We start from the raw sequence: 12430 nt of genomic DNA, 5'->3' as shown, positions 1-12430 counted from the left end.
GTTTGATAAAGCCTGCTCAGAATGTGAGCCGGGAAAAGAGAATTATATTGGCACTTTTACTCGGTATACACAACCGCTCACTTTCAATCTGTTGAAAAAAGATGTGTTCGCTTCTTCAGAAACATTGCGATTTGAAAATACGGATTTGGAAGTGCCAATCGGATATAAAGAATATCTCTCCACTCTCCACGGGTTGGGTTACATGAATTATCCGCCGCTGGAGCAGCGAGTTCCCCGACACCCGGGCCTGTTTCTTACTGATATACCTTTCCGGAGAATCACTGACACGTTTAAAGATGCTGAAGATAAAGATATTATTGTTTTTGGCTCAGGGGAAATGTTCGAGCACTATTGGAATCATTACGGTGATCAGCATCGACCATTATTTATAGCTGACAATAGTTCTGCCAAATGGGATACATCTAAACATGGAATACCAATCAAAGATCCTAAGGATATTCTGACAATAGAGGAAGACAAACGACATGTAATTATATGCAGCATTCATCATAGAGCCATTGGCAAGCAATTAGAGAAGATGGGGATTCATGACTACTTCATCTATGTTCAGGATTGGAAATGGTTATAATTCCGGAGAGGAGCGACGGGTTTGAAAATTGTCCAATTGGAAGTAAAGGCAGGCACCACCATATATGCTTCTACGGGTATGTTGGGGCATGGACAGTCGGATCGTATGTCTACCTTGGATTACTATAAAGCTTTAAAAGGCAGCAGGGTAACATTATTGAACTATGAATATTATTTTAATATAGCAACATATGCTTTGGAGTTTGACGATAAATACATTAACACCTATGCTTACCACCCCGAACAAAGCTGGACGACTTATAACCATGACTTAAGCGGGACTACCTATCGCCAGAATGCCTATGAATTTAAAGGAGAAGTGTATTTTAGAATTTGTTTGAAACGAGTAGACGGAGGCGAATTTACGAAACAGGAAGAAGAGTCGATCAACGAAATTATCCGTTTCGAAACGACAATATCGGAATACGTACCTAAACCTTATTTCACGCAAGAAATTGACCAAACTGTGAGCACAATTAGAGAAAAACGAACCGTTGATTCTCTTGTTTTTGGAGTTGTATCTGATACGCATATGACTGTCAACGGAACCTGGGAAGATACTGCACATAATATAAGTTCCGTCCATCGGCAGACACCGTTCGATGCAATCGTTCATCTTGGAGATTTGACAGACGGAATGGTTCCTGCTGTTATGACGAGACGTTATGCGCAGAAAGTGTTAAGTGACTTACAGAGAAATGGAGTGCCGCTATATGTGGTCTTGGGAAATCATGATTCAAATTATTTTAATGGAAATCCCGAGCCACTGACCGACGAAGAACAATTTGAAATTTACCAGCTCCATAACGATGGAGCGGTGATTCGGCAAGACAAAAAAACGTACTATTACGTTGACTACCCTCAATTGTCGTTGAGATGTATGTTTCTGACTTCGTTTGATTACCGTGAGAAGGTGCGGTACGGTTTTTCGGACGATCTGCTAAATTGGGTTCGGGAGACCCTAACCGTTATGCCAGGCGGGTATCGGGTAGTTGTCTTCAGTCATGAGGCTCCACTGCCTGAGCTTGATTATTGGAGCGACTCTATTCGTAACGGGGAAGAGCTGCTGAATATTTTCGAGCATTACGGGATGCAGAATGGAAAACGAATAATAGCGTTTATTCATGGGCATACGCATGCGGATTTTATATATACAAAGCGGAGCTTTCCGATTGTATCGATTGGTTGCGCTAAGTGCGAGTTTTTTACAGACAAAAAACCGCAGGGTTCGGTGACGCAGGTCAGAACCATGCATACAGTAACGCAAGAATTATGGGATACGCTCATTATCAACCCGGATAAAATCGAATTTGTGCGGTTTGGAGCTGGTGAAGACCGCACTGTTGTGTGCAGGTAGACGAATGTTGCTGATGTCGAATAAGAAGGATGGAGAACATTGTGGTCAAGCTTGATAATGAAACCCTTAGAAAGCTCCAGTTGACCCAATTGGAAATGCTTGTCGAAGTGGATCGTATTTGCCGCAAATGCGGCATTTCATATAATATTATTGCCGGCACTATGCTTGGGGCTGTACGGCATCAAGGTTATATTCCGTGGGACGATGATGCCGATGTGGCGATGCTTCGCCCTGAATACACAAGATTTAGAGAGGCTTGCAAAACAGATTTGGATACAACGCGTTTTTATTTCCAGGATCATGTCTCCACGAAAGGATACCGCTGGGGATATGGCAAGCTGCGTCGTAAGAATACATTGTTTTTGAGAGAGCATCAGGAGCATATGCCTTATGAGCAAGGCGTGTTTATCGATATTTTCCCAATGGATGGTGTCCCGGACAATTATATGCTCCGTTGCTTGCATAACTTTGTTTGCTTTGCCATTCGCAAAACGTTATGGTCTGCTGTAGGCAGAGTGGCGGATGAGAGCGCTGTAAAACGTTTGGTTTATAGCTTGCTTTACCGCATACCAGAGAGATCATTGTTTAGCTGGTATGAGAAATTAATCCATACAAGCAATCGAAAAACAACAAAGCTGGTCCGTAAGCTAATGTTTCCAACTCCCAATCGGGTATTTGGATACTATCGAAAATGGTATGAACAAAGCGAAGAATATATATTCGAGAATAAATCGTTTAAAGGCATAAAAAATTATGATGAGTATTTAAGTTTTAAATTTGGCGAATATATGAAGTTGCCTCCAGAAAACATGAGGAAGGTACATCCTGTATCCCAGATTAAATTGATAGAAGGGGAAGGCGTTTATGACCAATCAAGTTAAGATTGGAATTATTGGTACAGGTAGAATCGCCAACCGATTTGTTCCCGAAGCTCGTGATTTTGCGGGGATAGGTATATGTGCCGTTTATAATCCCCGATTCTCGAGCGCTGATGGGTTTGCTGCCAAACATGGTATTCCAGCTGCGTTAAACGATTGGGATGCGTTAATGAGCGCAGTGGACGCCGTTTATATCGCTTCCCCGCATGCTACTCATTATCGTTATGTACACGATTCTTTAAACGCCGGCAAGCATGTGCTGTGCGAAAAACCGATGGTATTGTCGGGCAAGCAGGCACGAGAGCTTTATTCGCTTGCTGAGAACAAGTGTCTGGTCCTGATGGAAGCGATAAAAACAGCATATTGCCCGGGATTTATTCAGGTCATGAATCTTGCCCGAAGCGGAGCTATTGGTGAGATTCGAGATGTTGAAGCTACGTTTACCAAGCTAGCAGAACCGGAGCTAAGAGAAATGACTGATACAGAAACCGGGGGGAGCTTTCTGGAACTGGCGAGCTATACCCTGCTCCCGATTATTAAGCTGCTAGGGCCCCATTTTCGCGAGGTGAGATTCGATAGCTTTTACGGAGAGCATGGAGTAGATCTGTACACAAAAGTTTTTTTTAAGTATGACAGCGGATGGGCTACCTCCAAAACAGGCCTTGGCGTCAAATCCGAGGGGCAGCTTATTATATCGGGAACAAAAGGATATATCAGGGTTGGTGCTCCCTGGTGGAAGACACGAGCTTTTGAAATCTGTTTCGAAGATGTTTCGCTTAACCAGAAGTTTACGGTGGAATATATTGGAGAAGGTCTGCATTATGAGATTAGTGAATTCATGACGGCCATTAGCCGATATAAAGAGTATGCGAGTCTGCTTAGTCCACAAGAGTCAATTGCATTGGCTGACATAATTGAGGCTCGGATGATTGATAAAGAACATGACACTGGAGGACTGAAAACATGAACATTCTTTGCAATGATAATACGAAGCCCTTTTTTTATTGCCCGATTTGCGATAAGCTTCACGGTAAATATAATGATTTTGGATACTATAAAAGGGAGAATGCGCAGTGTCCCGAATGTCGCTCTCGAGAGACATAGGTTGTTATGGATGTATTTGAAAAACAAAACTGCTTTTTTTGAAGAGAAGTTAAAGGTTCTGCATTTCGCACCGGAGAAGTGTTTGCAGGATAAGTTTAAGCTGTTACCCAACCTACAGTACATAAGCGCAGATTTAATGTCGCCACGAGCTGATGTAAAAATATGTGCTAGAGCATATTCCTAATGATGCGAAGGCAATGAGCGAATTAATGCGCGTCATGAAAAAAACAGGCGTATCTCTACTTCAAGTCCCTATAGATATGAAGCTGGAGGAGACCTTCGAAGATCCGTCGATTGTGACTCCTGAAGGATGATTGGCTGCATTTGGCCAGGATGATCATGTTCGAATTTATGGAAGGGACTTTGCAAGCAGGTTACTTAAAGCAGGATTTTTTGTGGAAATTGAGCAGTTTGCCAAAGAATTTAGTGACAATGAAATTGCAATGTATGGATTTCTTCCGCACGAAGATATTTACGTATGTACCAATAGATAATAACATCCAGTGATTCTAATTCAAAGCGAGTGATAAATATGCCCTATCCTAAAGTTTGGGGTCACAGAGGAGCATCGGGCTATTCTCCTGAAAATACAATGGAGGCTTTTCAGCTAGCTATAGAAATGAAAGCTGATGGGGTTGAGTTAGATGTTCAGTTGTCAAAGGATGGTCATTTGGTTGTAATACATGATGAAACAATTAATCGTGTGAGTAATGGAAGTGGTTGGGTGAAAGATTTCACTTTGGTAGAGTTGAGAGAGTATAATTTTAACAATAACTATCCTTTGCATAAACATGTCTACATCCCCACGCTCGAGGAAGTATACAGCCTATTTAAAGGGACGGGGATGCAACTCAACGTTGAGTTAAAAACGGGAGTTGTATTCTATTACGGGATTGAGGAAAAGGTACTGGAGTTGACAAAACGGATGGGTATGCTTGATATGGTTATATTCTCTTCGTTTAACCATTATACAATAAAGAAAATTAAAACCCTTAATTCTAGTGCGAAAATTGGACTTCTCTATAGAGATGGCTATATTGCTATTGCTGAATACGGTAAGCTCCTTGGTGCAGAATACATTCACCCTCCAGCTTATGGGTTAAACTATCCTGACTTAGTGAAAACTTGCATAGATAAAGGCTTGCGTATCAATGTGTGGAATGTTAATGACGCTGATTTAAAAAAATGTTATGAATTAGGTGTCAATGCTATTATCACTAATTATCCCGATCGTTCGAAAAAAATAATCGAAGGATTTGAGCCTATTGAAAAATAATGCGAAAATTTCAATTATTATTCCTGTGTATAATGTGGAGAAGTACATTGAAAAATGTCTCAATAGTATTATCAATCAAACGTATAAGAATATTGAAGTTATTTGCGTTAATGATGGATCTACAGATAAATCAGGAAATATTTGCGATGAATATGCGGCGAAAGACCATCGTTTCAAAGTCATTCACAAAAAAAATGGAGGAAACGCTTCGGCCGTAAACATGGGATTGGAAAATTTCTCAGGAAAGTATGTTGGTTTCGTAGATCCTGATGATTGGGTAGAACATAACTGCTTTGAGGACGCATACAAAGAAATTGTTAAGTATAATGTGGATTTTGTTTGTTTTGGGTGGGTGAAAGAACAAAGTGAAAAAAGTGAAATCATAGTTAATAAGTCGGAAATTGAGAATGGTTTGCTTAATCGCGACCAAATTTTGCGTTATACCTTTATTAGAGATGTTTACCCTGCATTTAGTGCATACCGTTGGAATAAATTATTTAATTCGAAACTATTTAATTGCGAACAGCGGGGGGGCTATGGTATACGCGCATGTGAAGATCTGAAAGTGGGCAGTGATGTATTGTTTTTTGCTGAATGCATAATAAAATCGAATCACGCTCTGTTTATTAACAGGGCTTATTATCATTACTACCAGAGGGCTGATTCTCTGTTCCATTCAAAAGATCTTGAGAAAAGGAAGGGAAGTTTGATTTCATACAGCCGAGTCTTGGAACTTTTTGAACGCAATGGAATCGAATCGGATATTCAAGTTTGGGTTAAACGTTTTTACGTATATCATGCTAGTGTACTTGCAGAAATTGCTATAGAAGAAAAAAAGTACCCCGAACTTATTGTTCTCCAACATGAAATCAGGAAGTACTTACCGGAGTATGTAGAAACGAATTCTCTATACGCTGAGAGAATAGCGAGAATTAATAACATACTTAACTATAACACGTAATGGTTAAGTGACGATTTATGTGTAGAGGGTGAAGTTATGCCGTTAGATTCAATTGTAGTTTATAGAGATAATTTATTGCCAATTTCGGAAACATTTATTTTCGATCAAGTAGAGAGTCTGACGAGGTTTAATGCCTATTATGCAGGTTGCAGATTTGTAAAAGGAATTAAGTTATCCAACGAGAGTACTTTTGTTATAAATAAGAAAAAAGGATCTCGATTTGGTATATTGCTAGAATCATTATTTATAAGATACGGAATTTCTTCAAAATTTAATAATAGGTTTAATATTATTCAGCCTAAGTTGGTTCATGCACATTTTGGAGTTGGTGCATCAAATATTTTACCTTTTGTAATGAGGAAACGCATAAAGCTTATTGTGACTTATCATGGGTTCGATGCGACTACTACTGATAAAGCAGCACGGATGTCGTTTTTCGGGCATCGTCTCTATCTCTTAAGAAGAAATCAATTAATTGAATATGTCAGTACATTTATCGCAGTTTCTGAATTTATAAAGAGAAAAATGATTGAGCAAGGCATTCCTTCCGATAAGATAATTGTTCATTATACAGGAATTGATTTAGAAAAATTTCTAATCGACTCTTCCATAGTAAGAGAAAAGATAGTTTTATTTGTAGGGAGATTAGTCGAACAAAAAGGTTGTTATTATTTATTAAAGGCTATGAAAGAAGTGCAAAAGAAGCACTTGAATTGCAAGTTAGTTGTAATAGGTGATGGCCCCCAACGTTTACACCTAGAGGAATTATCACACAATGAGCAAATAGATAGTATTTTTTTGGGTTCTCTAACTCATAAAGAAGTTAGAAAATGGATGAATCGATCAATGATTTTTTCAGTTCCTAGTATCAAAATGGAAACTGGTGCAGAAGAAGGTCTCGGTATGGTGTTTGTTGAAGCGAACGCTATGGGACTACCTGTAGTAAGTACAGCAACAGGAGGAATACCTGAAGTAATTGAGCATGAAGTTACGGGCCTACTGGTTAAAGAAAAAGATATACGAATGATTACTGATTCAATAAATACTTTGCTATCCAATAGGGATTTATGGGATAAGATGAGTATGAATGGAATAAAAAGAGCTAAAGAACTTTTTGATATTCGTCTACAAGCTAATAAGTTGCAAGATATTTATCAGCAAGTTATTGAACGATAGTATTTTTTATTTGTGTAGCTTAATCCTCAGTGCTAGTGAAGTCAATACTAATCAGGCAACTGATACAAATTGATTTTGAAAGGAAATGTCTCAGTGTATAATTCCAAAGAACCGATAGTGACAGTTTTAATGCCGGTATATAATGGTGAAACATTTTTAGAAGAAGCAATAGAAAGTATTCTAAATCAAACATATCGGAATTTTGAATTTTTAATTATTAATGATGGATCAACTGATAACAGCGCGAATATTATTGAGAAGTACGACGACCCAAGAATCCGGTTCATTAACAATGAAAAAAATCTTAAGTTATATAACACATTAAATAAAGGTATCTCCTTAGCACGAGGAAAGTATATTGCACGTATGGACTGTGATGATATAAGTATGCCAGATCGACTTGAAAAACAGCTAGCATATATGGAAGATAACCCGGACGTGGGTATAACATCAGGGAATTTAACGCAATTTATAGGACAAAGTGACTACATTGAGAGGGTTGAACACGAGGAGATACGGTTCAGACTTCTCTTTTATTGTTGTATTGTTCATCCTACAGTCATGATGAGAAAGGATTTTGTAAAGGAGAACAATCTTTTATACAAGCATTCTGGTGCAGAGGATTATGATCTATGGGTTCGAGCAATACAATACTTTAAAATCGAAAAACTGGACGAGTGTTTTCTATATTACCGTTACCATAACAATCAACTAACTCAAACTAATACAAAAGAAATTAAGTATTCAGCAAATAGTATAGTTCAAACTCAATTATCAAATTTGAACATCTCTGCTGATCGTATTGACTGGGAGGCACATGAGGCAGTTGCTCAGAATATTGCAGCAAAGTCTAGAGGGGATCGGTTAAGAGGAATGCTCATCTTACCTGATAAAGTAGCACCTACGGTAGAATGGATAAACTATCTGATTGCTCAGAACCGGGAAATGAACATTTATAATTTTCTCTTTGAATCACATCTTAATCAGGTGAGAAGAGATATACTTCTTTTTCAAGAAATGCTGAGAGAGGTTATAAAAAACGCTAAAGGTCGGAAAGTCTATCTCTTTGGCAGTGGTAAAGCCGGAGAGGTATTTTTGGATTATTTTAATAAAATTGGATTTGCTGTATCGGGATTCTTAGATAACTCCCCAACTAGATGGGGACAAACAGTACAAGGCATTGAGGTTCACAACCCCGATGACTTACTCAATCACAATAATGATCTTTTCATTATTATTGCAACCTGGACCGTTCGCTTTAGAATAGATATGATTCAACAATTGAAAAATATTGGACTTGATAAAGATGCGGATTTTACGGATCTGGTACCTGAATCTTGAATAGGAGGAGATCCTGATGCCCAAAGTATCGATTATTGTTCCGGTTTACAACGTGGAACAATTTCTTGACCAATGCTTGTGCAGCCTAACTGCTCAGACATTGAAAGATATAGAAATTATTTGTGTGAATGACGGTTCCAAGGACAGCTCATTGAACATTTTAAATGAGCACGCTGCCCGGGATAAACGAATAAAAGTTGTTGATAAAATCAATTCTGGTTATGGACACACAATGAATGTAGGAATCGCTCATTCTGTCGGGGAGTACATAGGCATTGTGGAAAGCGATGATTTTGCGTCGGCTGAAATGTTTGAGGAACTTTATGCTATTGCAAACCGTCATGATACGGACGTTGTGATGTCTAATTTTTTCCAATATCGAACAGATACGGCACAGGGATTTTATAATGAAAATTTCAAAGGCTGCCCATACGACAAAGTTTTTTCTCCACGTGAGGAAGAGCAAGTGTTCCCAACTAGTCCGAGAATTTGGAGCGGCATTTATAAACGGAGCTTTTTGAATAGGCATCATATTGTTTTTCATGAGACGCCGGGAGCCTCTTATCAGGATCTTTCTTTTTCATGGAAGGTGTGGTTCGAGGCCCTGAAGGTTTATATTACTCCAAAGGCCTACTTGTATTATCGTGTGGACAACGTTAATTCTTCGGTTAATGCGCCTGGAAAGGTTTTTTGCGTTTGCGATGAGTTTGCTGAGATGGAGCGGTTTATGGAGAACCAACCGAGTAAGTCAAGCGAGCTCGGCGAAGTTTTTTTTGCCAGCAAATACAAAGCATATAAGTGGAACTATGAAAGACTGTCCATCGCATTTCAGTATGCCTTTTTGCTCAGAATGGCCGATGAGTTCCGAAGGGATAGCGAAAGAGGTTTTATATCCTCTCGTTATTTAACATCGGAAGAACTTGACGAGTTTAAAGAGATTATAAGCAATACCGAAAACTATTTTCATAGAACCTCAAAAAATGATAAAGATCCCCGATTAATGCTAAGCTCCAAGCTGAACGTACAGATTTATTGGAAAGCATTCTGGGATACGGTTGGGCAGTTCGAGAAAACGCTTATTTATGGAGCAGGCCGAATAGGTCAACGCTTGACCAATAGGTTAATAGATGAGAAGGCAGGAAAAATGCTCGGATTTGCAGTCTCCGACAGCTCCGATAATCCCGAATCGCTATTAGGATTTCCTATACGCCCAATCAATCAATGGAGAGATCGAGCCGAGGATTGTTTAGTTCTTGTTGCCATCCGCGAGCGAGATCAATTTGAAGTGTTTAATACATTAGGGTCTTTAGGGTTTAAACATATTGTTTCGGTTGACTCTATCATTAACAGTGCATTAATAGACTCCATGAAAGAAACCGATAATAGGGATAAACCTTAATGCGGGGGAGATTGTTATGAAAGCTATACTGATGGCTGCGGGCAAGGGAACCAGAATTTCAAGAATGATAGCAGAAGTACCGAAAAGCACGTTGCCAATTAGTGGCGTCCCGCTTATACGACATACCGTAAGCATGCTTCTGGGAGAAGGAATGGAAGTTAGCGTATGCGTAGGCTATCAAAGTAACAAAATTATGGAGGCACTAGAAGGACTGCCGGTTACTTTTTATCATAATCCGCTATACGATATTACGAATAGTATCGTTAGTTTATGGTTTGCTAAACAAGAGATTAACGATGATATGCTGCTGTTGAATGCGGATGTTTATTTTTCCAAGGATATCCTGATTAAAATGTTGGAGGATCAGCATGAGGCTGTTGTTGCGATGGATACCAGCCGTGTGGAAGTCGGCGATTATTTCTTCAAGACGATTAACGGATGCGTGAAGAAATACGGGAAAGATTTACCCATTACGGAACGCAATTGCGAGTATGTCGGGATGGCCAAGGTGAAGAAGGACTTCACAGAAACGTTCTGCCGCCAAATGGACAACCTTATCTATACGCAGCAGCATGGCAGATGGTGGGAGGAAGTTTTGTACACCATGACAGCAGATGAAAATATATACACATTGGATGTTAACGGGCTTTTCTGGTCTGAAATTGATTATTTCGACGATTATGAGCGGATATTAATGCACATTGAAAGCAATGGACAGTGATGGTGTTGCTCGGGGAGGTTCGCACAATTTGAAACCATATAAAGTAGGCTATATTGCAGGTGTGTTCGATTTATTTCATATCGGACATCTCAATGTTTTGCGGGCGGCCAAGGAGAAATGCGAATATCTTATTGTAGGCGTGCTTGTGGATGAATTGGTCTTCTACTTCAAGAAAAAAACGCCGTTTATTCCGGGAGACGAGCGTTTGCAAATTATCGAGTCGATAAAGCTTGTAGATAGAGCGGTACCTGTTTCGTCCTCTAACATTGACAAGATGAAAGCCTGGGAGTTATATCAATTCGATTGTTTATTTTCAGGAGATGATTGGAGAAACGAGCCTAGTTGGATTGAGGATACAAAAAAGCTGAATCAAGTGGGCTCCAATATCGAGTTTTTCCCTTACACAAAAGGAACAAGTTCTACACAAATTAAAAAATTGATTGAACAATCCATTTTGTAAGGGGGGGCATCGTGACACATTACGACTATCTCATTGTCGGAGCGGGGTTGTTCGGTTCGATTTTTGCATACGAAGCGAAAAGAAAAGGCAAGCGATGTCTTGTCATTGAAAAACGAAAGCATATAGCGGGCAATATCTATACGGAAAATAGGGAAGGAATAAACGTCCATGTTTATGGTGCGCATATCTTTCATACATCGAATAAGTCCGTTTGGGAATATATCAATCAATTTGCCGAATTTAATCACTTTGTAAACTCTCCAATGGCCGTTTACGAGAAAGAGTTGTATAATTTGCCCTTCAACATGAATACTTTTAGCAAAATGTGGGGGGTAAGGACGCCTGACGAGGCAAAGAGCATAATTGAAGCCCAAATAAAGGAGGCTGGGATAGATAATCCCCAAAACCTTGAACAACAGGCAATTCGTTTAGTGGGAAAAGACATATACGAGAAATTAATCAAAGGATATACCGAGAAACAGTGGGGAAGGAAATGCACAGAGATCCCCGCCTTCATCATAAAGCGCTTGCCTGTAAGATTTACATATGACAATAACTATTTTAATGATCGTTATCAAGGAATTCCGATCGGTGGATATACTGGGATTGTAGAGAAGATGCTCGATGGTATCGACGTTAAACTTAATACAGATTATTTCGAATTCATTAAATCAAACCCGGGAATCGCGAGCAAGACAGTGTTCACAGGGCCGATCGACAGATATTTTAATTATCGGTTTGGCGATTTGGAATATCGAAGTCTTCGTTTTGAAACGGAAACGCTTGATAAAGATAATTATCAAGGTAATGCAGTAGTCAATTACACGTCGGCGGAGATTCCATATACACGTATTATTGAGCATAAGCATTTTGAATTTGGTCAACAACCACGTACGGTCATTACACGAGAATATTCTGAGGACTGGACTAGGAACGACGAGCCGTACTATCCGATTAATGATACTCGAAATAATGATCTCTACCACAAGTATAGTGAGTTGGCAGCTCGTGAAGGCAATGTCATTTTCGGAGGTAGGCTAGGGCAATACAAATATTACGATATGGATAAAGTCATTGAAGCGGCTCTCGCAGCTGTAAATAATGAACTTGGGCAGATTCTCGAGTAAAGTGGATAAATAGGCATATAGCAAATTAGCGAAGCAGGAGAA

12 protein-coding genes are annotated in these 12430 nt (G+C 39.4%); all 12 read left to right on the top strand.

From position 1 onward, the window contains the following. Positions 1 to 589 (top strand): hypothetical protein (locus PAT3040_RS36760; protein ID WP_444980817.1); only part of this gene is annotated, 589 nt, incomplete at its 5' end. Positions 590 to 610: 21 nt separating this feature from the next. After that, positions 611 to 1945 carry a metallophosphoesterase family protein gene (locus PAT3040_RS04455; RefSeq protein ID WP_108991686.1) on the top strand — a complete coding sequence of 445 codons (1335 nt, stop codon included), beginning with the start codon at positions 611 to 613 and terminating at the stop codon, positions 1943 to 1945. Between the two features lie 41 nt (positions 1946 to 1986). Continuing rightward, entirely contained in the window at positions 1987 to 2826 is an 840-nt protein-coding gene (locus PAT3040_RS04450) for a LicD family protein (protein WP_181376433.1), read from the top strand. Further along, positions 2810 to 3790, top strand: a complete 981-nt coding sequence (locus tag PAT3040_RS04445; RefSeq protein ID WP_108991684.1) for a Gfo/Idh/MocA family protein — start codon at positions 2810 to 2812, stop codon at positions 3788 to 3790. The genes PAT3040_RS04450 and PAT3040_RS04445 overlap by 17 nt, the downstream gene beginning before the upstream one ends. Positions 3791 to 4459: 669 nt before the next feature. After that, the gene (locus PAT3040_RS04430) at positions 4460 to 5203 is read left to right on the top strand and encodes a glycerophosphodiester phosphodiesterase (RefSeq protein WP_108991681.1); all 744 of its coding nucleotides are present in this window, start codon (positions 4460 to 4462) and stop codon (positions 5201 to 5203) included. After that, positions 5193 to 6164, top strand: coding sequence for a glycosyltransferase family 2 protein (locus PAT3040_RS04425; protein ID WP_181376432.1), 972 nt, complete (start codon positions 5193 to 5195; stop codon positions 6162 to 6164). The genes PAT3040_RS04430 and PAT3040_RS04425 overlap by 11 nt, the downstream gene beginning before the upstream one ends. A gap of 36 nt (positions 6165 to 6200) precedes the next feature. After that, positions 6201 to 7340: a glycosyltransferase gene (locus tag PAT3040_RS04420; RefSeq protein ID WP_108991679.1), complete on the top strand. Its 1140-nt coding sequence runs from the start codon at positions 6201 to 6203 to the stop codon at positions 7338 to 7340. Positions 7341 to 7433: 93 nt separating this feature from the next. Then, complete coding sequence (locus PAT3040_RS04415; protein WP_108991678.1) at positions 7434 to 8681, top strand: glycosyltransferase; 1248 nt, start codon at positions 7434 to 7436, stop codon at positions 8679 to 8681. A gap of 16 nt (positions 8682 to 8697) precedes the next feature. After that, complete coding sequence (locus PAT3040_RS04410; protein WP_108991677.1) at positions 8698 to 10080, top strand: glycosyltransferase family 2 protein; 1383 nt, start codon at positions 8698 to 8700, stop codon at positions 10078 to 10080. Positions 10081 to 10096: 16 nt separating this feature from the next. Beyond that, positions 10097 to 10801, top strand: a complete 705-nt coding sequence (locus tag PAT3040_RS04405; RefSeq protein WP_108991676.1) for a phosphocholine cytidylyltransferase family protein — start codon at positions 10097 to 10099, stop codon at positions 10799 to 10801. A gap of 28 nt (positions 10802 to 10829) precedes the next feature. Next, positions 10830 to 11261, top strand: coding sequence for an FAD synthase family protein (locus PAT3040_RS04400; RefSeq protein ID WP_108991675.1), 432 nt, complete (start codon positions 10830 to 10832; stop codon positions 11259 to 11261). A gap of 11 nt (positions 11262 to 11272) precedes the next feature. Then, positions 11273 to 12388 (top strand): UDP-galactopyranose mutase, encoded by a 1116-nt coding sequence (glf, locus tag PAT3040_RS04395; protein WP_108991674.1) that lies wholly within the window; start codon positions 11273 to 11275, stop codon positions 12386 to 12388. Positions 12389 to 12430 lie beyond the last annotated feature (42 nt).

Source organism: Paenibacillus agaridevorans, assembly GCF_003112455.1.
Taxonomy (GTDB): Bacteria; Bacillota; Bacilli; order Paenibacillales; family Paenibacillaceae; genus Pristimantibacillus; species Pristimantibacillus agaridevorans.
The sequence above is the reverse complement of the archived record's forward strand: the minus strand, read 5'-3'. Positions and strand labels throughout refer to the sequence as shown.

Bases quoted from the DNA above. Each gene is read 5' to 3' on its own strand.
- PAT3040_RS04445 (WP_108991684.1), top strand. From the start codon at position 2,810: ATGACCAATCAAGTTAAGATTGGAATTATTGGTACAGGTAGAATCGCC.
- PAT3040_RS04430 (WP_108991681.1), top strand. From the start codon at position 4,460: ATGCCCTATCCTAAAGTTTGGGGTCACAGAGGAGCATCGGGCTATTCT.
- PAT3040_RS04420 (WP_108991679.1), top strand. From the start codon at position 6,201: ATGCCGTTAGATTCAATTGTAGTTTATAGAGATAATTTATTGCCAATT.
- PAT3040_RS04410 (WP_108991677.1), top strand. From the start codon at position 8,698: ATGCCCAAAGTATCGATTATTGTTCCGGTTTACAACGTGGAACAATTT.
- PAT3040_RS04405 (WP_108991676.1), top strand. From the start codon at position 10,097: ATGAAAGCTATACTGATGGCTGCGGGCAAGGGAACCAGAATTTCAAGA.